Below are 25,665 nucleotides of genomic sequence, written 5' to 3'. Positions count from 1 at the left end.
CCGAATCCCCCGCCGCGTCGATAATTTGGCGCTCCCCCCGTACCTGGGCTATCTTTTCCGCACATGAACGAAACCCGAAGCGCCCTGGTCGTCGACGACGAACGCGACATCCGCGAACTGCTGGTGCTGACCCTGGGCAGGATGGGGCTGCGCATCAGCACCGCCGCCAACCTCGCCGAAGCCCGCGAACTGCTGGCGAGCAATCCCTACGACCTGTGCATCACCGACATGCGCCTGCCCGACGGCAACGGCATCGAACTGGTCAGCGAGATCGCCCGCCACTACCCACGCACGCCGGTGGCGATGATCACTGCCTTCGGCAGCATGGACCTGGCGGTGGAAGCGCTGAAGGCCGGCGCCTTCGACTTCGTCAGCAAGCCGGTGGACATCCACGTGCTGCGCGGCCTGGTCAAGCACGCGCTGGAACTCAACAACAGCGAACGCGCCGCGCCGTCGGCGCCGCCGCCGGAGCAGGCCAGCCGCCTGCTCGGCGCCTCGACGGCGATGGACGTGCTGCGCGCCACCATCGCCAAGGTCGCGCGCAGCCAGGCGCCGGTCTACATCCTCGGCGAGTCCGGCGTCGGCAAGGAACTGGTCGCGCGCACCATCCACGAGCAGGGCGCGCGCGCGGCCGGTCCGTTCGTGCCGGTCAACTGCGGCGCGATCCCGGCCGAACTGATGGAAAGCGAGTTCTTCGGCCACAAGAAAGGCAGCTTCACCGGCGCCCATGCCGACCAGGCCGGCCTGTTCCAGGCCGCGCACGGCGGCACCCTGTTCCTGGACGAAGTCGCCGAGCTGCCGCTGCCGATGCAGGTCAAGCTGCTGCGCGCGATCCAGGAGAAGTCGGTGCGCCCGGTCGGCGCCTCGACCGAAGTGCCGACCGACGTGCGCATCCTGTCGGCCACGCACAAGGACCTGGCCGACCTGGTCGCCGACGGCCGCTTCCGCCACGACCTGTACTACCGCATCAACGTGATCGAACTGCGCGTGCCGCCGCTGCGCGACCGCGGCGGCGACCTGCCGCAACTGGCCGCGGCGATCCTGGCGCGGCTGGCCAAGAGCCACGGCCGGGTCACCCCGCTGCTGTCGCCGTCGGCGCTGGACGCGCTGAACCGCTACGCCTTCCCCGGCAACGTGCGCGAACTGGAGAACATCCTCGAGCGCGCCCTGGCGATGGCCGAAGACGACCAGATCAGCGCCGCCGACCTGCGCCTGCCGCAGCCCGGCAACAGCGCCCGCGCCGCGGCCGAAGCCGCCCCCGCGCTGCCGCCCGGCGTGGTCGACATCGACCCGACCTCCTCCGCCCTGCCCTCCTACATCGAGCAGCTCGAGCGCGCCGCGATCCAGAAGGCGCTGGAGGAGAACCGCTGGAACAAGACCCGCACCGCGGCCCAGCTCGGCATCACCTTCCGCGCGCTGCGCTACAAGCTCAAGAAGTTGGGGATGGAGTAGAAGAGCCGGGATTGGGGAGTCGGGATTGGGGATTCGTAAAAGCAACGGTGTCCCATTCCTCTCCTAATTCGGCCTAGGTAGAAAAGGCGGATCAGGGATCGGGAGGAGACGCGGCTCCGCTCTTGCGAATCCCCAATCCCGACTCCCGAATCCCGGCCCCATCAATCCTTGGTCACGCGATTGATCTCCGCCAGGCTGGTGATGCCGTTGCGCGCCTTGAGCAGTGCCGACTGGCGCAGGTCCTTGACGCCGATCTTCTGCGCCGCCTCGGCGATGTCCATCGCATTGCCGCCCTGCAGCACGATCGCCCCGATCTCGTCATTCATCGGCATCACCTGGTAGATGCCGGTGCGGCCCTTGTAGCCCTCCGTGCATTCGTCGCAGCCAACCGCCTCGTACAGCTGGATGCCGGCGGCGATTTCGGCCTCGGTGAAGCCTTCCTTCAACAGCGCGTTCTCCGGCATGGCCGGGGCCAGCCGCTTGCAGTTGTTGCACAGCCGCCGCGCCAGGCGCTGTGCGATCACCAGCGTCACCGAGCTGGTGATGTTGTAAGGCGCGATGCCCATGTTCATCAGCCGCGCGATGGTCTGCGGCGCATCGTTGGTGTGCAGCGTGGACAGCACCATGTGGCCGGTCTGCGCCGCCTTGATCGCGATCTCGGCGGTTTCCAGGTCGCGGATTTCGCCGACCATGATGATGTCCGGATCCTGGCGCAGGAACGAGCGCAGCGCCGCGGCGAAGGTCATGCCGCGCTTGTTGTTCTGCTGTACCTGGTTGACCCCGGGCAGGCGGATTTCGACCGGATCCTCGGCAGTGGAGATGTTGCGGGTATCGTCGTTGAGGATGCCCAGCGCCGTGTACAGCGACACCGTCTTGCCCGAACCGGTCGGGCCGGTCACCAGCACCATGCCGTAGGGCTTGTGGATCGCGTCCAGGAACAGCTTCTGCTGCTCCGGCTCGTAGCCGAGCTTGTCGATGCCCAGCTTGGCCGCGCTGCCATCGAGGATACGCAGCACGATCTTCTCGCCGAACAGCGTCGGCAGCGTACTGACGCGGAAGTCGATCTGCTTGCTCTTGGACAGGTTGAGCTTGATGCGCCCATCCTGCGGCACGCGCTTCTCGGCGATGTCCAGCTGCGACATCACCTTCAACCGCGCCGCGATGCGCTGATTGAGCTTGACCGGCGCCTTGGCCACGCTCTTGAGCAGGCCATCGATGCGCAGCCGCACCCGATAGTCGTCCTCGTACGGCTCGAAGTGGATGTCCGAAGCGCCGCGGCGAATCGCATCCACCAGCACCTTGTTCACGAACTTGACCACGGGCGTATCGTCGCCCTTGGCATCGACGCCACTATCGCCGCCGCCGCCCATGTCCTCGTCGCCGGCGCCGACCTCGAGGTTGTCCATCCCCTCGTCGTCGCCGCCCAGCGAGTTGCCGATCGTATCGTTGCTCGCCTGCCACTGCTCCAGCGTGCGCCGGATCTGGTCCTCGTCGACCAGGATCGGTTCCACGGTCAGATTGGTATGGAACTTGATGTCGTCCAGCGCCCGGGTCTGGGTCGGATTGCTGACCCCCACGAACAGCCGGTTGCCGCGCTTGAACAGCGGCAGCACCTGGTGCTTCTGCAACAACTCCTCGCTGACCAGCTTGATCGCGCTCTGGCTGGCGTCGAACACGGACACATCCAGCAGCGGCATGCCGAACTCGACCGCATTGGCGGCGGCCAGCTGCGCCGCGGTGACCAGCTTCTTCTCCGAGAACCACTGCGGCAGCGGAATCTTGGCCTCGGCGGCATGCGCCATGGCGGTCCGCGCGGCAGCTTCCTCTAGCGCGCCGTCCTGAACCAGGCGGCGCGCGATGCCGGTGATGCCGACTAGGTTGGCCGAGACAGCTGCGTTCATGTGAAAAGCCCCCGTTCTTGCGGACCAAAGATACTGCAATTCCAGCGCAACCGCCTCTGGCACAGCCACATACAGCCGGCGCTGCCGCCCCACGCCATGAATCGGGCCGCGACTGCGATTAACATAGCGAACGGGGAACTAGGGGTCGACCTTTGGACAAGATCAGCATCATCCTGCCGGCCAAGAACGAGGTGGCCGGCCTGTCGCGTACGCTGCCCCGGCTGCGTGAAGAAATGCCGGATGCCGAGATCATCGTCGTGGACGACGGCTCTACCGATGCGACCGCGCAGGTCGCGCGCGACCAGGGCGCCCGGGTCATCGGCAGCCCTTACTCGATGGGCAACGGCGCGGCGATCAAACGCGGCGCGCGTGCCGCTAGCGGCGACATCCTCGTCTTCATGGACGCGGACGGCCAGCACGATCCAGGTGATATCCAGAAACTGCTAGCCACGCTGGGCCAAGGCTACGACATGGTCGTCGGCGCGCGCGACAGCAGCGGCCAGGCCAGCATGCATCGCGGGCTCGCCAATCGTTTCTACAACTGGCTAGCAAGCCGCATGACTGGCTTCGAGGTGAAGGACCTCACCTCCGGCTTCCGTGCAGTCCGCGCTGACAGGTTTCGCGAATTCCTGCACCTGCTCCCGAACGGCTTCAGCTACCCCACCACCAGCACGATGGCGTTCTTTCGCAGCGCTTATCCGGTCGCCTACGTGCCGATCCCGGTCGCGAAACGAGTCGGCAACGGCAGCCACATCCGCCCGATGAAGGACGGCATCCGCTTCCTACTGATCATCTTCAAGATCGCCACGCTGTATTCTCCGCTGAAGCTGTTCGTTCCGGTCTCGATGGCGTTCTTTGCGCTCGGACTCACCTACTATGGCTACACGTTCGCGACGATGCACCGCTTCACCAATATGAGCACGTTATTGTTCAGCGCCGCGGTGATCATTTTTCTGATTGGGCTGATTTCCGAGCAGATCACCAACCTGACCTATCGGCGCGACGCCTGAACGTACGCGGGAAGAGCCGAGACATGACCAAGCCGACGCTCTTGGTGCTGGCCTCCACCTATCCTCGTTGGCGCGACGACACGGAACCTGGCTTCGTCCATGAGTTGTGCCGACGCTTGACCGACCGGTTCCGCGTCGTGGTGATCTGTCCTGGCGCCAAGGGCGCCCTAGGCCGCGAGCTAATGGATTCCGTCGAAATCCATCGTTATCGCTATGCTCCGCAGCGATGGGAAACCTTGGTAAACGATGGCGGAATGGTATCGAACGTGAGACGCCATCCTTGGAAGGCCCTCATGCTCCCCGGATTTTTCCTCGGCCAACTGGTCGCGGCCTATCGGGTGGCCCGCAAATATCGACCCTCCGTCATCCATGCGCACTGGCTGCTGCCGCAGGGGCTGGTTGCCACTGCGCTGACGATTGCTACACCCTCCATACCGTTCCTGGTCACCTCTCATGGTGCGGATCTGTTCGCGCTGAAGTCGTGGCCGTTCCGCATGATCAAACGCATGGTGATACGCCGATCGGCGTGTCTCGCCGTCGTCAGCGAGGGCATGCTGGAGCAGGTGACCAACCTGGGGACAGATATGTCCAAGGTGGTGGTAGAGCCGATGGGGACAGATCTTTCAGCCAGATTTTTTCCCGACCCCGCAGTACCACGATCGCGTACGGAAATATTATTCGTTGGTCGGCTTGTGGAAAAAAAGGGCCTTCGGTTCCTGATCGCTGCGATGCACGCGATCCGGGCCGCCGTCCCCGGTGCTACGTTGACAGTTGCCGGGTTTGGTCCCGAACTGGAGACGCGCAGGAAGCAGGTCCGCGACCTGGGACTGCAGGACGTTGTCTGCTTCCTGGGTGCGATTCCCCAGGCGGAGCTTCCCTCACTCTACCGCCGCGCCGCCTTGCTCGTCGCCCCTTTTGTAGAGGCAAAAGGTGGCGACCAGGACGGGCTCGGACTCGTGTCGATAGAAGCACTAGGATGCGGTTGCCCGGTTGTGGTGTCCGCCATCCCTGCAGTCCGACGCTTGGCTGAGACATGCAACGGGGTGCATACGGTTCCGCCGGGTAGCGCAGCAGCATTGGCCCACACCGTTTCGCGCCTAATCCGCTCACCGCAGCTGGTCGATCCAAACGACGTGCGCGGCTTTGACTGGCATGTGCGCGCGGGGGCATACGCAGCATTGCTGGATAGCGTGATGCGACGACGCTTCGCCGGCTCTTCACGATGAATGCCAAGCTCCGCATGCCAAAACTGGGTTGGCTGGCACGCAACACCCTCGGCACAACGCTCTGGCACGCGTTGCGAGTAGCTAGCCAACTCGTTTGGGTGCTGCTTTTGGCTCGCGTACTAGGGGCATCTGGTTACGGAAACTACTCAGGCATTGCAGGCCTGGCCGTTGCGCTGGGAGGTTTCGCCGGCTTCGGACTTGGCTTGCGTATGTATCAGGATACGGCGCGCGACCACACCTTATTCCCCATGAGATGGCAACAGGCGGGACGTGCCTTGGCATGGAGTACACCGCTGCTTCTGCTCGTGTACTTGGTGCTTGGAAGCGCCATCTTCAAACAGCCAGGCAGCTGGATACTGCTCGGCATCGGGCTATCGGAAATTCTGTTCGCACCAATCATCGCCCAGGTTGCCTCCGCATACGCTGCCCATACACTGGTGCTGCAAGCAGCAGCGGTACCCGTTGCAGGGTCCTTGGCTAGAGTCGCCGCGGTTGGCGCCTTCATGCAACTCGAATCTGGCCAGGGACTTTCCTTGTACGTCTGGCTGCATCTGACAGCGCTGGCCGCTTGCGCCATCTTGCTGCGGCACGGATGCACAAGGCGATTGCTCGCAAACTCGCCAAACCATTCACTTGCCTGGAACGACTTGCGGGCCGGCATCGGACTTTCAGGCATCTGGGCAAGCACGATGGCATGGACCTCCGTGGACAAGACGTTCGCGCTGCGCTGGGGAGGCGAAGCGATCGCAGGAAACTTCACCGCAGCTCAGCGGTTCACGGGACTGGCGACACTCCCGATCGAAGGGCTCATCGGTGCGGCGCTGCCTCGCATGTTTCGGCAGGGGGCCGGCATGAACGAGCACCCATTCATGATGCGGGCGCTGCTCGCGTGCACCGTTGCTTACGGGCTGGTCGCGGCCCTGTTTCTTTACTTTGCATCGGGCGCAATCGTCGCGATATTGGGCAGCGACTTCGCATCCGCCGCACCCGTCGTAAAGCTGCTCGCCTGGTGTGCGCCCATCAGTTGCATGCGGATCCTGTTGGCGCACTGGCTCTTGGCGAGAAGTGATATCCGGGCCAGGGTATTGCTTGAGACGATAGGTCTTTGCGTCCTGGCGTGGGCAATGTTCGCCTTCACTCCTACGCAAGGAGCAATAGGCTCCGCCTGGGCCATCATCGCAGGCGAATGCGCCTTGGTGCTTCTGTTCTCCATCCGTCTGATCACGCATCGGGCGAGCGCGACCTGACATGAACTCGTGACTGGAGTCCCGCGATAAGCTTTTCATAAGCATCGATTGATTTTTGCTCGCCGAACTCGGCCGCCCGTCGCCTCAACGCGTCAGGCTCGACCCGGCACCTGCCGTCGATGACATGGATCAACGCTGCGGCCAGCGCATCGCGATCGCCGCAACGGACAAGCTGCCCGAACTTTCCATCCTGCAGAATTTCGCGCGGTCCGTCGGGACAATCCGTCGAAACGACCTGTGTACCACATGCCATTGCTTCCACGAGAACATTTCCGAAGCCCTCGTAATCTGAGCACAGGACCAGGACGTCTGCCTGACGAATATAGGGCAAGGGATTAGGGACATAGCCAAGCCACTTGTATCTCGCATCTGACCCAGTCGCCTCCACCCATTGCGACACCCGGCGCTCCAGCGGGCCAGTTCCAATCATCAGCAGCCGCGCTGGCCCTTGAGTGACGACCTGAGAAAATGCGTGAAGCAGGAGATCGACACGCTTCTCCGGCGAAAGTCGGCCAACGAAGATGACGGTGGGAGCACTCCGGTCCGGCCACGGCCAGTTCACCTGTTGCAAGGAGCGCAGTTCAAAGTCCGACGCCACCACGGGATTATGGATGACGCTGACTTTGTCAGGCAGCAGCGCCAATTCAGAGCGCATATCGCCAGCCACCGATTCGGACACAGCGACGCAAGCATCGGCACGAGGAAAAAGCGCCCGCATCACGCGCTTCAGCAATTCAAGCTTCAACCGTTTGGCGCCATGACTCGCCATCCTCGGACCCGATATCGACAGGTGCTGGGTAGTCACCACGCGTATTTTTTTTCGGGAAACGCACTTCAAGAACAGGACAAGGCACGCCACGTCATTGGACGTCGTGAAAATTACATCTGGCGCCTGCCGCCGCCACTCGCGCCAAAAACCCGATAAAAAATGAAAAGGCCCCTTTGATGCGATTTCAAGAACAGGAATATTCGCCACGAGCCCATCAACAGGATGCGCAAGCACCTGTCCCACAACAAGCTTGACGTGGTGACCTCGAAGGCAAAGCCCATTGGCGAGCGCAACCTGCACGCGCTCCAGACCCCCATGACCGAATCGGCTCAGGAGAATCCAAATGTTGGCTGGCTCAGGATCCGTCATTCTACTCGGCGACGGTACAAAGCACGTTCTGGTAGGGCCCGAGAGAGGAACGGTCTACGTTCCATAGCGCTCCATCGGACCGAATGGCATGGAACCGATATCCGAATTCGTGCAGATAGTCCAGTATATCGCGCTGATCGTACCCCGCTTTCAACGAGGACTCCTTCTGGACCTCCACGATCAACGAGGGCTTGTACTTCCCCAACGTAAGCCTGGCGCCTTGCAGACAGGGCAGCTCGGCACCTTCGATATCGACCTTGATGACGTCGACCCTGGGGAGCGGATTTGCATCGAGATAAGCGTCCAGCGTCGTTATTTCGACGTCCTGAAGTGCGCGATCGTGCGAAGGTGTTCCAAACAGGCTGCCCAGCCCGTGATGCTCGTCTCCAGGTTCTCCTTGCCCGCAGGAAGAGAAGATCGGCACATGGTCATGTCGATTCGACAGTCCTTGACGTACCACCGTGACGTTGCGGAGATCGTTTCGCAGCACATGGCTACACAACGTGTCGGCGAGGCCATCGACAGGTTCGAACGAAACGACCCTCCCTGCCTGACCCACGCGCTTCGCCGCCACCAGTGTGATCTCCCCGATATTGGCGCCAACATCGATGACGCTCATGCCGGGCGCCAGGGTGCGGTCCAACAAGGACACGATGCCCTGGCTGTAGTACCCCATCCAGAAGATGCGCCGCTGCATGTGTTCCGTCAAAGACAAGTCCATCGCCATGTCACCGTCAAAATCTCCGATGCTGACCATGGCCCTGTGATGCCGGAAGAGTCGCCTCATGATGGATTGAGGAGCATTGAACCGCCCGCCAAATGAGAATGCTCTGGCAGAGGCACGGAGGCCGAGCAAGGTACCGACCTTCACCCGAGCACCTCCTTGTCCGCCATGTGATTCAGCTTGCGCAAGACATAGATGTGGCACGACGAACCCAACAACGACGAGAGATTCTTCCTCCTCGCGATGGACAACTTATGCGCAAATGAATTGCACATCGTGTAGAAGATCCCGGTCGAATGTATCGTGACGGCCTCAAAGCCCCCTTTTTGGAACGCTTGCAACCACCACGAGCGGGAAAAATAGAACGTCTCAGTCAACACGTTGCCTCTTTCTACATGCCTCGAAGGAAACAGCGTCTTCAGCCACTCCTCAAGTCCCGATGGGGTCTTTGGAATTGCAACGGAATTCTCGCCCTCAGCTGGCGCTTTCGTGGAGGTGGAAACCCGTTGCAGCACCCGGCGTGCCAGCCAGAGATAGTGGCCAGGAATGCTCCAAAGACGGCAAGAGCTACTGGGCAGCACGTGCACTGCCTGGCCATCGCGCTTTAGCACACGCCTCGTCTCATCCAGGATGCGGTCGATGTCCGCAACATGCTCAAGAACGTTCGAGGAAAAAACGATATCGAACGCACCATCGGCAAATGGAAGCGTCCGTCCATCGTAGTCCTCGACTTCGAAGACCCGTGCATCATGGTAGTGGCTGCTTGGCAAATCCACCGCACGCACTTCATAGCCTGCCTCCCTCAGCATCAAGGCCTGCTGGCCAGTCCCAGCCCCCAGCTCCAGGACGGTTACCTCCCGGCCAGACGCAGGAACTGGGAAGAACGCAAGGGCCTGACGCAACTCGTATGCCCGAATCGCCTGCAAGCTCTTGAGATGATGTTCGCTGGCGGACATTGACGGCTCTGGAGTGCAGGGTCTGGCTGCGGTTAATCTAACGCCTGAAGGATAAGCTTGCCAGACCGTCGCACGCGCGGCGCTTCAGCGCCGATCGACAGGAAACGCCCGAGTGAAGATATTGGTGGTCTGCAAGCGGCAGTACTCGGACAAGGATCTCCTTGAAGACCGCTTTGGGCGACTGTACGAGCTGCCTCGCGAGCTGGCCCGGCAGGGCCACTCGGTGCGCGTCTGCGCACTCAGCTATCGCCGGCGCCGAGAAGAAGACGTCCCTAAACCCGACGATCTCGGCGTACAGTGGCGTTCGGTCAACGCGCTGCCACAGGGCCTTCTTCGCCATTCCCAATGGCTCGACACAGCGACCTCGCGCTGGCGTCCAGATGTCGTGTGGGCCAGTTCCGACATGCTCCAGGCGGTGCTTGCCGCTCAATGGGCGATCAAGCGAGACGTTCCCTACGTCATCGACCTCTATGACAACTATGAGAGCTTTGGCCTCTCGCGGCTACCCGGCCTGGCTGGTGCATTTCGGTCGGCTTGCCGCCGCGCGCACGCATTGACGACGGTCAGCCACACCCTTTCGAAGCATGTCCGCGAGCACTACCACGTAGCCTGTCCCGTCCACGTCGTAGTGAATGGCGTGGACACGAAGATATTTCGGCCGCTCGACAAGCACTCCTCCAGAGCCGCTTTGGGACTACCCGTCGACGCGCGCATAATCGGTACAGCAGGGGCGCTGACTTCGAGCCGGGGCATCAGCGATCTTTTTGATGGCTTCACTCATCTGGCTCAAGGGGCGCAAGACCTTTGGCTGGTGCATGCCGGGCCAACTGATTGGACAGTTCGTCGCTATCGGCATCCCCGTATCATCGACCTGGGGAGACTTACGCATGTCAAGGTACCCCAGGTCCTGGCATCGTTGGATGTCGGGGTTGTGTGCAACCGGAGTTCGATGTTTGGACGCTACTGTTTCCCGCTAAAACTGCATGAAATGTTGGCGATGCAAATTCCGTTGGTCGCCACAGCGATAGGGGACGTTGCACAGGTACTGCGCAACCACGCGTCGTGTCTTTACGAGCCAGGCGATGTGGAGATGCTGGCGGACCGCATTTCTACGCAATTGGCACACCCCTCAGTTCCTGCGATCCACATACCGACTTGGCGCGATTGCGCAATCACGCTCGATTCGGCACTCCGGGCTAAAACCGTCGGCGCGTCGACACAGATGTGACGCTACAACCGGCGCTCCGTGCCTATTTCAATATGCCGAGTTCTTTAGCCTTGTCGTGCACGACAGACGCCTGCTCTTGGTGCCTTTCCTGAAGAAGCGTGGAAAGCATCTTGGCGACAAAGGCAGGATCTGACCTGCCGGCCTCCACTGCTCTAGTGAACATCAGGTTGGAAAATGTGGCGTCATGCAGGTAAGTCAGGCCATAGTCGCCGAACTGGGCATACATGAAGGCAGGGACACCGTCCCGAGTGGCCAGTGCGATGCATGCCTCTTTCAGTCTTTCATCATCGACCGCCACGCCACGCTTGCGCCGTTGAATCAGATCGTGGACGGATGACACAACATCCGCCGAAAGCGGCTTTGTTTTCAACTTCGAAATCAGCCCTGACCACCACTCATCCTTCACCGGCCTGCCATACGCCAGCGCCATGAGAATGAGTCCTTGCTCGGGCAGCGTCGATGCGCTCGGCAGAGCTGCAGCAGCCTCGAACTGTTGCTCGGCCAAGCTGTACAGGGGCGAATCACCGTCGCCATTGGCGCGCTCAACGAGCGCAATAGCAAGACCGGTTCTCGCCCGTGCGGACTGCGGGTTTACGTCCACCAACTCATTGAAGAAAAGGAAACCATTACCCCACGTGGCCGAACGAATAGCGCAAAGACTGATCATGAAGACGACTACAGCAGCAACACCGACATATTTGATTGCGGGGCCATCCCTCAGTGGGATGATGCGCACCAACTCGGCGAACACGAGGAGCACTCCAAGCACGGAGAAATAGTTCCTATGTTCAAAAACAAGCTCAAGATCTATGGCGTTGCTCGTCAACAAATGCCCGGCAAAAAACCAGAAAATCCCGAGCGAAAGCAACGGCATTGATCGCCGGGCGAGCCATCCCGCGCAAAGTAGAGCGCCAATAAAAATCCACGAAAAGACCGTCGTCAGCGGCGAAAGCAGACCCACGGATTTCGGATAGGCATCGTAATAGAAAAGCAAGCTTTTTGGCACCGGCAGGACGATCTGCTGAAGGTATAAAACCAGCACCCTCCCCTGGGTAAGCAAGCGCTCATAGAGCGTGAAATCTCTTCCCTGAAACGCCCAGGGCTGAAGTGCCCGCGGCAAGAGCCACCCAAAGAATATGACGCTCGCGACCAGGCCAGCCACCAAATACAACGCAATCAGCAAGCGCCTATCCCGCCGACTATTTGCGGCGAAGTGAAACAGGCTTATTTCCAGCGAGAAGGCATAAGCCCCGAAAAGTACAGCGGACTCCTTGGACAAAAGCCCAACCAAAGCCAGGGCCCCGGAAAAGCAAAGCCACGCCCACCCTGCACCGCCTTCCATCTGCCGTTGTCTTCCATGCAGATAGACAATGAGCGCCAGCAACACGAACGTCAGCGACAGCGACTCCATTCGCTGAACCACGTAGAGCACCGTAGACACCTGAAGGGGATGCACCGCCCACAGCAAAGCCACCACCAGGCAATAGCCGATTCCACGCTGAACAGAGGATATTTCAGCACTTCGAGTCATCTTCAACAGCAGGGCAAACACCAACCATGCGTTGACGATATGGATCACCAATCCGGTCAACTTATAGCTCCAAGGGTTTTCACCCGAGAAGTACCAGTTCAGGGCAAAACTCAATGTGGCCAATGGCCTCCCCACTGAGCCAGGCTCATATCCCATGGCCGAATTTTTCAAGCTCTCGAAGTCGAGCGCGGCAAGATGGACCTTCGCGTTGTCGACAATATTCGGGTAATCGTCGAACAAGAATGGCCCCGTCAGCCCAGGCCAATATGCGGCCAGAATAACGATCGCCAATACGGCAATTCCAAGCCACGGGGAAGCAACCAACGCCCGCAAGGTTGGCGGATTCGCCATCACAGCATCCCCGGAAAGGAGTCTCTACTCAGAAAATCAATCATCCACACCCTTCGGGCCGATACTTTTCAGGCACATCGCCGCCATCGCAACTCCACACACCAGACGTGCTCCGGCGTAGAGACAGGGTAGTTCCAGCCACCACGTCATTACCGGCCAGAACACAGCTGATGCCGCCCACCCCTGTTGCAGCATCAACAGACGCAGTTATTTCCGGGCATCGCGCGGATGAGGACAGCCCTATGTAGGAGGCACTGACATCACTCCCCCTGCCGTCGTTGAATGCCGCCTCGAGGCCTGTCTGTCCACCCCGAATTTCGCTCAACGCCGCTACAACCTGAGAGCGCGAAACATAATTGGTATAGCCCTGAAGGGCGATCGCAGAAAGAATTGCCACTATGGCGATCACCATCATCAGTTCAATCAGGCTGAAACCCTTCTGATCGCGCATGCCTTTGCTCCCCCATAAAAAGAAAGCCCCAGCGAGTGGGGCTTTCCTTAAGCAAGACAAGAAACTATTACAGATTCGCGGTGCAGGTGCTCGGACGGTACTTGTCAGTAGCGTCGGTCGAGCAAGTCCAGTTGCCGGAGGCATTGCGCGTCCAACGAATGGACTTCCCACTAACGCCTTCGCCGCCGATCATGACGCAGTTGATATTGCCGGTATCGCCTGCGGTAGGCGCGATCGCGCTGCAACGACTGGTCGCTGCAGTAAGACCGATATCGGTCGCACTGGTGATGCTCTTGCCTTCGTTGGTCAGCACTTCGAACTGCGTCTTGCCCGGGGTGATGTCGGACAGCGCCGCGGTGACCTGCGACTTGCGCACGTAGTTCTGGTAGGCCGGCAGCGCGATGGCGGCCAGGATGGCGATGATCGCGACGACGATCATCAGTTCGATCAGGGTAAAGCCCTGCTGCTTCTTCATTGGTGAATCCCCTAGAGATGGTGTGTAAGTTGGCAGACACTCGGCCCGCGGAGCCTGCTACCCCTCGAGCGCCGCGCGGCAGAGCGCCACGTGCGGGTGACACAAGCAGGCTGCGTGCCAACTTCCTCACGCGTACCCCTTGCTCCCCGAGACGCATGATGCCTCATCGCATTTGGGCCAGACACAGGAAAAGAAGCGATTTGCGATGAGACACCCCCTCTGCCAGACAATGTCACAAAGTGACGCTCAGCGTCACCATGACGGAATTTTGGCTTCCCATGCCCCCGGCCAAGCCCCCCATCGACCACGGATGCCAGACGCCGCGGAAACCGATACCATGCCGGACATGTCCGCCTGGGGATGGCTGGACGGGGAGCACACCTGATGTCCGCAACTCGTAGCGCAGTACCCAAACAGCCCGTCGCACGTACTACCAATCAGCAGGTGCCGTTTGTCTGGGAGGGAACCGACAAGCGCGGCGTCAAGATGAAGGGCGAGCAGACCGCCAAGAACGCCAACCTGCTGCGTGCGGAATTGCGCCGCCAGGGCATCACGCCGTCAGTGGTCAAGCCGAAACCCAAGCCCCTCTTTGGCGCTACCGGCAGCAAGATCACCCCGAAGGACATCGCCTTTTTCAGCCGCCAGATGGCGACCATGATGAAGTCAGGCGTCCCCATCGTGGGATCGCTTGAGATCATTGCCAGCGGGCACAAGAACCCGCGCATGAAGAAGATGGTGGACCAGGTCCGCACCGATATCGAGGGCGGCTCGTCGCTCTATGAGGCAATAAGCAAGCATCCGGTCCAGTTCGACGAGCTCTACCGCAACTTGGTCAAGGCCGGCGAAGGCGCTGGTGTGCTCGAAACCGTGCTGGAGACGGTCGCGACCTACAAGGAAAACATCGAAGCGCTAAAGGGTAAGATCAAGAAGGCCCTGTTCTACCCGGCCATGGTCATGGCGGTCGCATTGCTGGTGAGCTCGATCCTACTGGTGTGGGTGGTGCCTCAGTTCGAGGACGTGTTCAAGGGCTTTGGCGCCGAGTTACCCGCGTTTACGCAGATGATCGTGGCTGCATCGCGCTTCATGGTTGCCTATTGGTGGATGCTGCTGATCGTCCTGGTTGGCACCATTGTCGGCTTCGTCTTCGCCTACAAGCGTTCGCCGTCGATGCAGCACGGCATGGACCGGCTGATCCTGAAGGTGCCGATCATCGGCCAGATCATGCACAACAGCTCGGTGGCGCGCTTCTCGCGGACGCTGGGCGTGACCTTCCGCGCCGGCGTGCCACTGGTGGAAGCCCTGGACATCGTCGCCGGAGCCACCGGCAACAGCGTCTACGAGAAAGCCGTGCTGCGCATGCGCGACGACGTCTCGGTGGGCTACCCGGTCAACGTGGCGATGAAGCAGGCCAACCTGTTCCCGCATATGGTCATCCAGATGACGGCGATCGGCGAAGAGGCCGGCGCGCTGGATGCGATGCTGTTCAAGGTGGCCGAATACTTCGAGCAGGAAGTGAACAATGCGGTCGACGCGCTGAGCAGCCTGATCGAGCCGCTGATCATGGTGTTCATTGGTACCATCGTCGGCGGCATGGTGATCGGCATGTACCTGCCCATCTTCAAGCTGGCCTCCGTCGTTGGATAAGCATTAATGGCATTTCTCGATCAACATCCCGGCCTCGGCTTTCCGGCCGCGGCCGGGCTGGGTTTGCTGGTAGGCAGTTTCCTCAACGTGGTGATCCTGCGCCTGCCCAAGCGCATGGAGTGGCAGTGGAAGCGCGATTCGCGCGAGATCCTGGAGCTGCCGGACATCTACGATCCGCCGCCGCCCGGGATCGTGGTCGAGCCCTCGCACTGCCCGCACTGCAAGCACAAGCTGTCCTGGTACGAGAACATTCCCCTGTTCAGCTGGCTGGCCCTGCGCGGCAAGTGCCGGCATTGCCATGCGCCGATCTCGATCCAGTACCCGCTGGTCGAGATGCTGACCAGCCTGCTGGTGGTCGCCAGCGTCTGGCGCTTCGGCTTCGGTTGGCAGGGGTTCGGCGCGATCGTGTTCAGTTGCTTCCTGGTCGCGATGTCGGGGATCGACCTGCGCACCCGCTTGCTCCCGGACCAGCTGACCTTGCCGCTGATGTGGCTGGGCCTGGTCGGCAGCATGGACAATCTGTACATGCCGGCCAAGCCGGCGCTGCTCGGCGCGGCGGTCGGCTATGTGTCGCTGTGGTCGGTGTGGTGGCTGTTCAAGCAGATCACCGGCAAGGAAGGCATGGGCCATGGCGACTTCAAGCTGCTGGCGGCGATCGGCGCCTGGTGCGGGCTGAAGGGCATCCTGCCGACGATCCTGATCTCCTCGCTGGTCGGCGCGGTACTCGGCTCGATCTGGCTGGCGGCCAAGGGCCGCGACCGGGCCACGCCCATTCCGTTCGGCCCCTATCTGGCCATCGCCGGCTGGATCGTGTTCTTCTGGGGCACGGAAATCATCGATACCTACATGCGCTGGTCCGGGCTGCGCTGAGCGGAGCTGCGCGGTGAGCGATTTCATCGTCGGCCTCACCGGCGGCGTGGCCTCCGGCAAGAGCGAGCTGAGCCGCCGCTTCGAGGCCAAGGGCATCGTCGTGGCCGATGCCGACGTGGCCGCCCGCGCAGTGGTCGCGCCCGAGCATCCGGCGCTGGCGCAGATCGTGGCCCGCTTCGGTCCGCAGATCCTGCGCGAAGATGGCAGCCTGGATCGGGCTGCACTGCGCCAGCGCATCTTCGAAGATCCAGTGGCGCGCCGCGATCTGGAAGCGATCACGCACCCGGCGATTCGTACGCTGATGCAGCAGGCATGCCGCGAGGCCGCCAGCCCCTACGCCGTGGCGGCGATTCCGTTGTTGACCGAAGTCGGCGCGCGCACCGCATATCCCTGGCTGGACCGGATCCTGGTCGTCGACGCACCCGAGGCAACGCAGCATGCGCGCCTGATGCAGCGCGACGGCATCACCGCCGAGCTGGCGCAGCGGATGATCTCGGCGCAGGCCACGCGCGCGGCGCGGCTGGCGATCGCCGACGATGTGGTGGTGAACGATGGCGACGCCGAACGGCTGCAGGACGCGGTGGATGCGCTGGATCGGCGCTATCGCGCGGCGGCGGCAGCGAAGATCGGCTAGGCGTGCCGCGCGCTTTTGCAGGAGCGGCTTCAGCCGCGACACGCGCTCCCTGGAATCTCTGTCGCGGCTGAAGCCGCTCCTACAGCTGCGATATGCGAAGGCGTTCGGCAATCTCGCCGGGCGCTATCTCAACCCGCCGCCGGCCTGAACCACAGCGTCGCCACCACGCCCTTGGACGTGCCCGGGCGCACGTTGACCTGCCAGCCGTACAGATCGCACAAGCGGCTGACGATCGACAGGCCGATGCCGCCGCCCTGCGAGTGGCCGGCATGGGTGCCGCGGTAGCCGCGCTGGAACAGCTTGGCGGCGTCCTCCGCACTGAGGCCGGGGCCGGAGTCGATCACCTGCACCGCATCGCTCAGCACTCGCACCACCACCTGGCCTTCCTGGGTGTACTTGACCGCGTTGCCGATCAGGTTGCCCAGCGCCACCGACAGCGCCGACTCCGGCGCGTCGATGGTCAGGTTGCGCTCGCCCTCCAGCAACAGTTGCAGCGGCTTGCCGCCCAGCTGCGCGCGGTGCGATTCGATCAGTTGCTCGGCGACCTTAGCCACGTTGCTGTTGCCCTGCCCGCGCTCGTTGCGCGACAGCAGCAGCAGCGAACCGATCAGGTCGCTGCATTGCTGTTCGGCGCGCTGGATGCGCTGCAGGCGCTGCAACACCTTCTCGTCGAGATTGGGACGGGTCAGCAGCAGTTCGGTGGCGCCGCGGATCACCGCCAGCGGCGTGCGCAGCTCGTGGCTGACGTCGGCGTTGAACTCGCGGTCGCGCTGCACCACTTCGGTGAGCCGGGCGGAATAGTCGTCCAGCGCTTCGGCCAGCTGGCCGACTTCGTCGTCGGGGAAATGCGGTGCCAGCGGCTTGGGATCGCTGCTGCCGCGGTAGGCGCGCAGCCGCGCGGCCAGATCGGACACCGGGCGCATCACTCGCGATGCCGACCACCAGCCGATCACCAGCGACAGCGCACTGAACACCAGCACCGACAGGATCAGGGTGCGATTGAGCTGCACCTCGCCCTGGATGGTCTGGGTCATGTCGTAGGCGAGGAAGAACCACACCTCCGGCGTCTTGCGCACGGCGATCTTGTAGGAGAACGGCTTGCCCGATTCGTCGCGCCCGGACACGGTGTGGATGCCGTCGGAGAAGTTGTACCACTCCGGCTGCTCACGCTTGAGCGCCTCGAAACGGTCGCTCTTGACTACCCGGCCGACCATCTGCTGCAACGGCAGATCGGGATTGGGATTCTTGGAGGGTTCGGAAAAATACCGGTGCGAGTACTCGTCGATGTTGCGGTTCAACACCACTTCGACGAGCTGATTCTCCACCCGCGCGCGCGCCCAGTTGGTGGCGAACGCGAACAGTGCGGTCAGGCCGAAGCCCAACAGCACGAAGGACAGGATGATGCGGCTGCGCAGGCGGCGGCGGTAGCGTCCGCGCCGCCGCACCGCCCGCGGCAACTCTCCAGCTTCAGGCATCGGGCGCGGCGATGCGGTAGCCGATGCCATGGCGGGTCTGGATCATCGGCACCTCGAACGGCTTGTCGACCACCGCGCGCAGGCCGTGGATGTGCACGCGCAACGAGTCCGAATCCGGCAGCTCCTCGCCCCACACGCGGGTTTCCAGTTCCTGCCGGGTCACCACTGCGGGCGAGGCCTCCATCAGCGCCTGCAGGATCTTCAGCGCGGTCGGGTTGAGTTGCAGCAGCTTGCCCTGGCGCCGCACTTCCAGCGTATCCAGGTTGTATTCCAGGTCGCCGGTCTCCAGCACGCGGGTGTGCACGCCCTTGCCGCGGCGCGACAGCGCGTTGAGCCGCACTTCCACTTCCTGCAGCGCGAACGGCTTGATCAGGTAGTCGTCGGCGCCGGAATCGAAGCCTGCCAGCTTGTTGTCCAGCGAATCGCGGGCGGTGAGCATCAGCACCGGGGTCTGCTTGCGCGCTTCGTTGCGCAGCTTGCGGCACACTTCGATGCCGTCCATGCCCGGCAGGTTGAGGTCGAGCACGATGGCATCGAATTCGTGCACCACCGCCAGATGCAGGCCGGTGACGCCATCGGCGGCGAAATCCACCGTGTGCCCGCGGTCTTCGAGGTAGTCGCCCAGGTTGGCAGCGATATCGCTGTTGTCTTCGATCACTAGAATTCGCACCAACATTTACCCCGTCAGTCGTACTTGCCAGTTGGATTGCGCCGCATCAATTCCTGCGCATCCTCGTTGTCGCGGCGGCGTTCCGCCACGGTCTTGCATTGCGTCGTGGTGCGCAGCGATCCGATGACCGCTTCGCGCCTGCAGATCAGCCGGCTGTCCGACGACGCCTTGGACAGCAGCGAGTTGACCGTTTCCTGATCGTTGAACAGCACGACCTTGTCTTCCTCGCGCAGCGTATCGACGTCAGGGTGTGCATTCAGCACCGTCGCCATGCGCGACAGCGCGGCTTCCACCTTGCTGCGATTTTCTGCACTGAGTTCGGAGTAGGTCTTGCCATCGTCCAACTGCTGGCGAATTGTACTGAGTTGCTGTGCGAACGATTTCTTCACGTTCATGGGCGCCTCACCTTTCGGTGCCGCCACCGCGCTGCATGCGAGCGCCATCCCCAGCATCAAACCGATCACCTTCTTCATCCCTGTCCCCTACGCGATTGGTGGTGTGAATCACAATGTAGCCGTCCGGCGAACGGGGCTGCAAGCTGCGCACGACCCAGGCCGAGCGCTGCACCGACGGCAGCGCCCCGCACAAAGAAAAAGACCCAAGCGGCAAGGCCGCTTGGGCCGAAAGATATATCCCGATTACCGTTCCTGCTGAGGAGGGCAGAGCTGCGGTCCGACGAAGCATACGCAGGCGGGAATTAAACCCGTGTTAAGCCAGAACGGAGGGCCGAACATCGCCCTAAGTTACTGATTTCTTTCGAATCAGACTGGCTTCGAGGTGCTCGATGACCTTGCCGGCGATATCCAGGCCGCAGACCGCCTCGATCCCTTCCAGGCCCGGGGTGGAGTTGACTTCCAGCACCAGCGGGCCGCGCCGCGAGCGGATCAGGTCGACCCCGGCCACGCCCAGGCCGAGGGCTTTGGCCGAGCGCACCGCCACCTCCTGCTCGCCGCGGCTGGCCACCGCCAACTGCGCGCTGCCGCCGACATGCAGGTTGGAGCGGAAGTCCCCTTCCGGCGCCTGCCGGCGCATCGCCGCGACCACCTGGTTGCCGACCACGAAGCAGCGCAGGTCGGCCCCCTCGGCCTCGCCGATGAACTCCTGCACCAGGAAATTGGCGTACAGGCCGCGCAGCGCCTCGACCATGCCGCGCGAGGCGCTGGTCTTCTCGGTGAGGATCACGCCGGTGCCCTGGGTGCCTTCGTTCAACTTCACCACATGCGGCGGCGGGCCCAGCATCGACAGCAGATCGCCGGTGTCGTCGGGGTTGTCGCCGAACACGGTCATCGGCATGTCGATGCCCTTGGCCGCCAGCAACTGGTGCGCGCGCAGCTTGTCGCGGGCGCGCAGGATCGCATCGGACGGGTTGGGCGTGCGCACCCCCATCATTTCCAGCTGACGCAGCACCGCGGTGCCGTAGCGGGTGACGGAATTGCCGATGCGCGGGATCACCGCGTCGTAGCCGGTGATCGGCTTGCCCTTGTAATGCATGGTGAAGGCCCCGGCCGCGATGCGCATGTAACAACGCAGCGGGTCGAGCACACGCACCGTGTGCCCGCGCTCGCGGCCGGCCTCGACCAGGCGCCGCGTCGAATACAGCTTGGTGTTGCGGGACAGGATGGCGAGCTTCATCGAGGCGCGACGGCGGTGGCTGGCCCGGCATCATACGTTGCGCCGTCGGCGCTGCGGGATCGGCGCCATGCCCGATGGTTCGCACGCGAACGTGGCGGCGGCGCATGACCGGCCTTGGCATGCCCGCTCGGCGGCCGGCATCTGCAGACACGCTGTCCCACAGACGACACGGAACCGCCCCGAAACGTTCACAAAACCGTTGCATGGTGGCGAGCGGGCCGCACAGGCCGTGTGTTGGCTGTCACGCATCGCACGCCAGGCCCCAACGCCTCCCCCCTTTTATTGGTGAATTTCGATGACCCCCACCTCCCGATCCTTGCGCCTGCATGCGCTGGTGCTCGCCGTCGCGTCCGCGCTGCCGGCCTTCGCCGCGCTGGCCGAGACCGCACCGGCCGACGCCGAGGCCACGGCCACCGCCGGCGGCAGCGACGCGACCATGCTCGATGCGATCACCGTGGTGTCCACCGGCACCACCCGCCAGGTGCAGCGCATCACCCGCGAGGACATCGGCATCGAAGCGCCCGGCACCAGCGCGCTGAAGGTGCTGGACAAGTTGCCGGGCGTGCAGTTCCAGTCGGCCGATGCGTGGGGTTCCTACGAGTGGTCGACCGCGATCAGCCTGCACGGTTTCGACCAGAGCCGCCTCGGCTTCACCCTGGACGGCGTGCCGCTGGGCACCATGAGCTACGGCGTCAGCGATGGCCTGCAGGTGACCCGCGCGATCATCTCCGAGAACGTCGGCTCGGTGGAACTGTCGCAGGGCGCCGGCGCCCTGGGCACCGCCTCGAGCAGCAACCTCGGCGGCACCGTGCGCTACTACTCCGACGATCCGGACGCCACGCCGGGCATCCGCTTCAGCCAGACCTTCGGTTCCGATTCCACCCGCCGCACCTATCTGCGCGGCGACATCGGCGACATCAACGGCTTCTCGATGTACACCTCGATCGTGCACGGCGAGGTGGACAAGTGGAAAGGCTACGGCAACAACGAGTACAACCAGGCCAACCTCAAGGCGCTGTACCAGTGGGGCGACGGCAACCGCGTTAGCCTGTTCCTGGACAGCTCCAAGCGCAAGGAATACGACATCATGGACCTGTCGCTGACCTCGCAGAAAGCGCTGGGTTGGGACTGGGACTACCTGATGCCGGACTGGAACAGCGCGGTGCAGATCGCCAACGCGCTCAACGGCAACGGCAGCTACCCGGCGTCCTTGAACGCCCTGCCCGCCGACTACGGCAAGGCCGACGCCACCTACTACTCCGGCGCCGGCCTGCGCGACGACAACCTGGCCGCGCTCAGCGGCGCGTTCAACCTGGGCGGCAACGCCACGCTGAACCTGGCCGGCTACTACCACGACAACAACGGCGAAGGCCAATGGACCACGCCGTACGTGGCGTCCTCGGCCACGGTACCGCTGTCGATGCGCACCACCGACTATCGTCTCAACCGGCATGGCGTCACCGCGTCGCTGAATTTCACCGTCGCCGGTAACGAGATCGAGATCGGCGGCTGGTACCAGAACGCCAAGACCGTGCAGGAGCGCAACTACTTCCTGCTCGATGGCCCGTTCACCGATCTGTACTACTTCAACAAGTCCGGCACCCTGTTCGCCCGCGGCTTCGCCCAGCACTACGAGACCGACACGCGCATGTTCTATGCGCAGGACACGCTGCGCCTGCTCGACGACCGCCTGACCCTGAACTTCGGCGCCAAGAAGCTGCAGGTGGACACCACCGCGCAGTCGCTGGTGCCGACCACCTCCTACGCGGCCGGCGAGATCAAGGCCGATTCGGATCTGTTGCCGCAGGTGGGCGTGAACTACAAGCTCGACGAGCACCAGGAACTCTACGCGTCCTACAACAAGAACATGGCCGGCTTCGGCTTCACCCCGTTCCAGGAATCGCAGGCGGCGTTCGACGCGATCAAGAAATCGCTGGAGCCGGAAACCGCGCAGACCTACGAACTGGGCTATCGCGTGCGCGGCGATGGCATCGAGGCATCGCTGGCGCTGTACCACACCACCTTCGACGACCGCCTGCTGGTGACCTCGCCGTGCAGCGCGATCCAGACCTGCTCGGCCACGCTCAACAACGTCGGCTCGGTGCGCAGCCAGGGCGCCGACCTGGCGGTGATGTGGCGCCCGATCGCGCAGCTGCGCTGGCTCAACTCGCTGTCCTACGACGACTCCACCTACCAGGACGACTATCTCAACGGCGGTGTGGTGGCCACCTCGGGCAAGCGCGTGGTCGGCATCCCGGAGTGGATGTTCTCCAGCAGCCTGGCCTATGAGAACGCCGGCTGGCACGCGGCGCTGGACGGCAAGTACACCGGCCGCCGCTACATCAGCTACCTCAACGACTCGTCGGTGCCGAGCTACTGGCGCTTCGACCTGAGCGCGGGCTACGACTTCGGCGAGGTCGGCATGTTCCAGAACCTTGGCCTGAGCGCCAACGTCACCAACCTGTTCGACAAGCGCTACTTCGCCACCGTCGGCACCAATGGCTACGTGGTCTCCGATCCGAACGGCTACAACCAGACGCTGATGGCCGGCGCGCCGCGGCAGTTCTTCGTCACCTTCAGCGGCAAATTCTGAGTTGACGCCTCGCCAGGGAAGGCGATCGCGCCGCCGTTGCGGGAGCAGCGGCGGCGCCTTGCGTTTTCCCGGTGCAAAACCGCACGCATGAAGCCGCCATCTGGCGGCTTTTTCGATAGTGCGTGGTGCTGTGGGAGGTCGCATTGACGGCGACATCGGTCGCGGCTGAAGCCGCTCCTACAAGAGCCCGACATTGCGCGCTTTTGTAGGAGCGGCTTCAGCCGCGACACACGGCGTGGGGACGCCACCCTATTGAATAGAGCGACAGCTACCCGGCGACAGCGCGGCCGATCGCCGGATCGCTCATGCTCGGACGGCCGGTCTCGATGTGCCCGGCCAGGCGCCGCCGCCACTGCGGCATGGACGTGCTCGCGATCTCCAGATCGTACCAATGGTGCTGCGCCGCCAACGGAAAGCTCAGCGTCTGGCGTGCGCCGCCCCCCAGTTCGAACGCCTGCTCCGCCCCACCGCGGTAGCCATCGCGGACCCGCAGCCGGCATGGCTGCGCACCGGCATTGCGCAGTTCCAGCAGCAGGCATTGGCTGGCCGCGTCGTAGTCGGCATCGGCCTGCAGCCCCGCATCGGTCACGCCGTCGCCGTGAAACTCGCGCAGGAACCCATTGGGGCCATGCACGCGCAACGCGTAGCCGAGATCGGTCGCCGCGCCGCGCCAGTCGCGCGCATCGTGCAATTCGCTGCCCGCCGCGATCGTGTAGAACCACGGGCCGGCGCTGCCGCCGTCGGCATAGGCGTTCAGCGCGACGCCGACGGTACTGCGGTTGAGCATGCGCAGCGTCGGCTGCCGCGCTCCCGCCTGCAAGCGCACATCGAAATCGTAGGGCAGCGCGCGCGCCGGGCGCAGGCCCGGCTCTTGCGCCGGCAAGGCCTGCTGCGCGGGTCGCTGCGGCGCCGGCAAGGCCACGGTCGCGTCGACCCGGGCGATGAAGTCGCGGGTGTCCGGCAAGGCGACGCGGGCGTCGTCGTGCCCGGCGAAATCCAGCGCCGAAGTCAGGTCGCCGGCGATCGCGCGGCGCCACGGACCGATGTTGGGTTCGGCGACGCCGAAGCGGCGCTCCAGGAAGCGGATCACCGAGGTGTGGTCGAACACCTGCGAATCGACCCAGCCGCCGCGGCTCCATGGCGACACCACCAGCATCGGCACGCGCGGACCGAGGCCGAGCGGGACGCCGTGGTAGTCCTCGCCGCGCACGTCGACATTGCTGGCGCCCATGCCCGGATCGGTCGCCGGCAGCGCCGGCGGCACGTGGTCGAAGAAGCCGTCGTTCTCGTCGTAGTTGATCAGGAACACCGTTTTGGACCAGACCTCCGGCGATGCCGCCAGCACCTCCAGCAGGCGCGCGCTGAGCGATTCGCCATAGGCCGGGGTGGCCTCGGGATGCTCGCTGAGCAGATACGGCGCCACGATCCACGACACCTGCGGCAAGCTGCCGCTGCGCACGTCGCGTTCGAACGCGGCGATCAGGTGCTCGCCGCGCGAGGCCTTGGCGTTGTCGGCGGTGGAGCCCGGCACGATCGCGCGGCCGCGCCGGTACAAGGGGGAACTGCGGTCGAGATTGCGGAAATTGGCGAAGTACGGATGGCTGTTGTCGCCGTAGTTGTCGAACTCCTGGTAGACCTGCCAACTCACTCCGGCCTGCTGCAGGCGTTCGGAATAGGTGGTCCACGTGTAGCCGGGAAACGCCGGATTGTCGCGCGCCATGTCGGCGGTCCAGTTGCCGTCGTCGCGGTTGTTCACCGCCTGCTCGCCGTCGTTGCCGACGCTCAGGCCGCTGGTGCCGGTGAACATGTACATGCGGTTGGGATTGGTCGGGCCGAACAGCGAGGCGTGGTAGCCGTCGCAGATGGTGAAGGCGTCGGCCAGCGCGTAGTAGAACGGCACGTCCTCGCGCTGAAAGTGGCCCATGGTCATCGCCGTCTTCTGCGCGATCCAGGCGTCGTGGTGCTTCCAGGTCTCGTGCGAGCCCTTCCAGTCGTGGTTGAGGCCCTGCATCCACTGCGCGCTGCTGGTCTGGCCGTTGAGACGGAACGGCAGCACGTAGCGATCGCCGGCGCCGGGCTCGGGCTGGCACCAGACCGGGCGTCCGCTAGGCAGCTGCAGCGGTCTAGGATCGCCGAAGCCGCGCACGCCGCGCAGGCAACCGAAGTAGTGGTCGAACGAGCGGTTCTCCTGCATCAGGATCACTACGTGCTGCACGTCCTGCACGGTGCCGGTGACCCGCGCCGGCGGCACTGCCAGCGCGCTGCGGATGGCCCCGGGCAACAGCGGCATGACCGCCCCGGCGCCGAGGGCCAGGGATGCGCTGGCGAGGAAACGGCGACGACTGTGTTCGACCATGGGCAGAAACCGGCGACGAGCTTGCGCTCACTGACCGGCCAGCGTAGGTGCCGCAGATGAAGCGGGTTTGACAGGCCGTGCCGCGGCGGGCGCGCAGGTCA

The 25,665-nt window shown here is 63.3% G+C and carries 21 protein-coding genes; 9 read left to right on the top strand and 12 right to left on the bottom strand.

Annotated elements, in window-relative coordinates; genetic code table 11:
* Positions 1 to 63 precede the first annotated feature (63 nt).
* Positions 64 to 1,452: a sigma-54-dependent transcriptional regulator gene (locus AB8810_RS06160; RefSeq protein WP_369915849.1), complete on the top strand. Its 1,389-nt coding sequence runs from the start codon at positions 64 to 66 to the stop codon at positions 1,450 to 1,452.
* A 161-nt stretch (positions 1,453 to 1,613) separates the two neighbouring features.
* On the opposite strand, the gene pilB is transcribed toward AB8810_RS06160, so the two are convergent.
* On the bottom strand, positions 1,614 to 3,353 hold the full coding sequence (gene pilB / locus AB8810_RS06155) for a type IV-A pilus assembly ATPase PilB (protein WP_369915848.1): 1,740 nt from the start codon (positions 3,351 to 3,353) through the stop codon (positions 1,614 to 1,616).
* A 152-nt stretch (positions 3,354 to 3,505) separates the two neighbouring features.
* Between pilB and AB8810_RS06150 the strand changes: the two genes are divergently transcribed.
* From AB8810_RS06150 to AB8810_RS06140, 3 genes are read left to right on the top strand one after another with little or no spacing between them, the layout of a single operon-like run.
* The gene (locus AB8810_RS06150; RefSeq protein ID WP_369915847.1) at positions 3,506 to 4,363 is read left to right on the top strand and encodes a glycosyltransferase family 2 protein; all 858 of its coding nucleotides are present in this window, start codon (positions 3,506 to 3,508) and stop codon (positions 4,361 to 4,363) included.
* A gap of 23 nt (positions 4,364 to 4,386) precedes the next feature.
* Positions 4,387 to 5,589: a glycosyltransferase gene (locus tag AB8810_RS06145; RefSeq protein WP_369915846.1), complete on the top strand. Its 1,203-nt coding sequence runs from the start codon at positions 4,387 to 4,389 to the stop codon at positions 5,587 to 5,589.
* A complete protein-coding gene (locus AB8810_RS06140; protein WP_369915845.1) occupies positions 5,586 to 6,836 on the top strand; it encodes a lipopolysaccharide biosynthesis protein in 1,251 nt (416 codons plus the stop codon). Before AB8810_RS06145 ends, AB8810_RS06140 begins: the two co-directional genes overlap by 4 nt.
* Here AB8810_RS06140 and AB8810_RS06135 read toward each other — a convergent pair.
* From AB8810_RS06135 to AB8810_RS06125, 3 genes are read right to left on the bottom strand one after another with little or no spacing between them, the layout of a single operon-like run.
* Positions 6,811 to 7,974, bottom strand: a complete 1,164-nt coding sequence (locus AB8810_RS06135) for a glycosyltransferase (protein WP_369915844.1) — start codon at positions 7,972 to 7,974, stop codon at positions 6,811 to 6,813. The genes AB8810_RS06140 and AB8810_RS06135 overlap by 26 nt on opposite strands.
* Before the next feature lies 1 nt (position 7,975).
* The gene (locus AB8810_RS06130) at positions 7,976 to 8,845 is read right to left on the bottom strand and encodes an FkbM family methyltransferase (protein ID WP_369915843.1); all 870 of its coding nucleotides are present in this window, start codon (positions 8,843 to 8,845) and stop codon (positions 7,976 to 7,978) included.
* Positions 8,842 to 9,654 (bottom strand): class I SAM-dependent methyltransferase, encoded by an 813-nt coding sequence (locus AB8810_RS06125; protein ID WP_369915842.1) that lies wholly within the window; start codon positions 9,652 to 9,654, stop codon positions 8,842 to 8,844. Before AB8810_RS06125 ends, AB8810_RS06130 begins: the two co-directional genes overlap by 4 nt.
* Before the next feature lie 112 nt (positions 9,655 to 9,766).
* Here AB8810_RS06125 and AB8810_RS06120 point away from each other — a divergent pair, with 112 nt between their 5' ends.
* The gene (locus AB8810_RS06120; protein ID WP_369915841.1) at positions 9,767 to 10,882 is read left to right on the top strand and encodes a glycosyltransferase family 4 protein; all 1,116 of its coding nucleotides are present in this window, start codon (positions 9,767 to 9,769) and stop codon (positions 10,880 to 10,882) included.
* Positions 10,883 to 10,904: 22 nt separating this feature from the next.
* On the opposite strand, the gene AB8810_RS06115 is transcribed toward AB8810_RS06120, so the two are convergent.
* The 3 genes from AB8810_RS06115 to AB8810_RS06105 all read right to left on the bottom strand — a co-directional run bounded on the left by AB8810_RS06115 (position 10,905) and on the right by AB8810_RS06105 (position 13,690).
* A complete protein-coding gene (locus AB8810_RS06115) occupies positions 10,905 to 12,764 on the bottom strand; it encodes a hypothetical protein (protein WP_369915840.1) in 1,860 nt (619 codons plus the stop codon).
* Positions 12,765 to 12,804: 40 nt separating this feature from the next.
* Positions 12,805 to 13,215, bottom strand: a complete 411-nt coding sequence (locus AB8810_RS06110; protein WP_369915839.1) for a pilin — start codon at positions 13,213 to 13,215, stop codon at positions 12,805 to 12,807.
* 67 nt (positions 13,216 to 13,282) lie between these two features.
* Complete coding sequence (locus tag AB8810_RS06105; RefSeq protein WP_369915838.1) at positions 13,283 to 13,690, bottom strand: pilin; 408 nt, start codon at positions 13,688 to 13,690, stop codon at positions 13,283 to 13,285.
* Positions 13,691 to 14,074: 384 nt separating this feature from the next.
* Here AB8810_RS06105 and AB8810_RS06100 point away from each other — a divergent pair, with 384 nt between their 5' ends.
* Genes AB8810_RS06100 through coaE form a run of 3 tightly spaced genes read left to right on the top strand, consistent with a single transcriptional unit; the run spans position 14,075 to position 16,838 of the window.
* Positions 14,075 to 15,334 carry a type II secretion system F family protein gene (locus tag AB8810_RS06100; protein WP_369915837.1) on the top strand — a complete coding sequence of 420 codons (1,260 nt, stop codon included), beginning with the start codon at positions 14,075 to 14,077 and terminating at the stop codon, positions 15,332 to 15,334.
* Positions 15,335 to 15,340: 6 nt separating this feature from the next.
* Positions 15,341 to 16,204 (top strand): A24 family peptidase, encoded by an 864-nt coding sequence (locus AB8810_RS06095; protein WP_046978035.1) that lies wholly within the window; start codon positions 15,341 to 15,343, stop codon positions 16,202 to 16,204.
* Positions 16,205 to 16,217: 13 nt separating this feature from the next.
* Positions 16,218 to 16,838 (top strand): dephospho-CoA kinase, encoded by a 621-nt coding sequence (gene coaE, locus AB8810_RS06090; RefSeq protein ID WP_369915836.1) that lies wholly within the window; start codon positions 16,218 to 16,220, stop codon positions 16,836 to 16,838.
* 128 nt (positions 16,839 to 16,966) lie between these two features.
* Here coaE and AB8810_RS06085 read toward each other — a convergent pair whose 3' ends face one another.
* The 4 genes from AB8810_RS06085 to rimK form a co-directional block, all read right to left on the bottom strand.
* Positions 16,967 to 18,313: a sensor histidine kinase gene (locus AB8810_RS06085; protein ID WP_369915835.1), complete on the bottom strand. Its 1,347-nt coding sequence runs from the start codon at positions 18,311 to 18,313 to the stop codon at positions 16,967 to 16,969.
* Positions 18,306 to 18,983, bottom strand: coding sequence for a response regulator transcription factor (locus AB8810_RS06080; RefSeq protein ID WP_046978044.1), 678 nt, complete (start codon positions 18,981 to 18,983; stop codon positions 18,306 to 18,308). Before AB8810_RS06080 ends, AB8810_RS06085 begins: the two co-directional genes overlap by 8 nt.
* A 14-nt stretch (positions 18,984 to 18,997) precedes the next feature.
* The gene (locus AB8810_RS06075; RefSeq protein WP_369915834.1) at positions 18,998 to 19,456 is read right to left on the bottom strand and encodes a hypothetical protein; all 459 of its coding nucleotides are present in this window, start codon (positions 19,454 to 19,456) and stop codon (positions 18,998 to 19,000) included.
* Positions 19,457 to 19,721: 265 nt separating this feature from the next.
* On the bottom strand, positions 19,722 to 20,615 hold the full coding sequence (rimK, locus tag AB8810_RS06070; protein WP_179566666.1) for a 30S ribosomal protein S6--L-glutamate ligase: 894 nt from the start codon (positions 20,613 to 20,615) through the stop codon (positions 19,722 to 19,724).
* A gap of 295 nt (positions 20,616 to 20,910) precedes the next feature.
* Between rimK and AB8810_RS06065 the strand changes: the two genes are divergently transcribed.
* Entirely contained in the window at positions 20,911 to 23,208 is a 2,298-nt protein-coding gene (locus tag AB8810_RS06065) for a TonB-dependent receptor family protein (protein ID WP_369915833.1), read from the top strand.
* Between the two features lie 268 nt (positions 23,209 to 23,476).
* Here the strand turns inward: AB8810_RS06065 and AB8810_RS06060 are convergent, their stop codons facing one another.
* Positions 23,477 to 25,564 (bottom strand): phosphocholine-specific phospholipase C, encoded by a 2,088-nt coding sequence (locus tag AB8810_RS06060; RefSeq protein WP_369915832.1) that lies wholly within the window; start codon positions 25,562 to 25,564, stop codon positions 23,477 to 23,479.
* Positions 25,565 to 25,665: the final 101 nt, after the last annotated feature.

The sequence above is a fragment of the Xanthomonas sp. NCPPB 3005 genome (assembly GCF_041228095.2).
In the GTDB taxonomy this organism is placed as follows: Bacteria; Pseudomonadota; Gammaproteobacteria; order Xanthomonadales; family Xanthomonadaceae; genus Xanthomonas_A; species Xanthomonas_A bonasiae.
The sequence above is the reverse complement of the archived record's forward strand: the minus strand, read 5'-3'. Positions and strand labels throughout refer to the sequence as shown.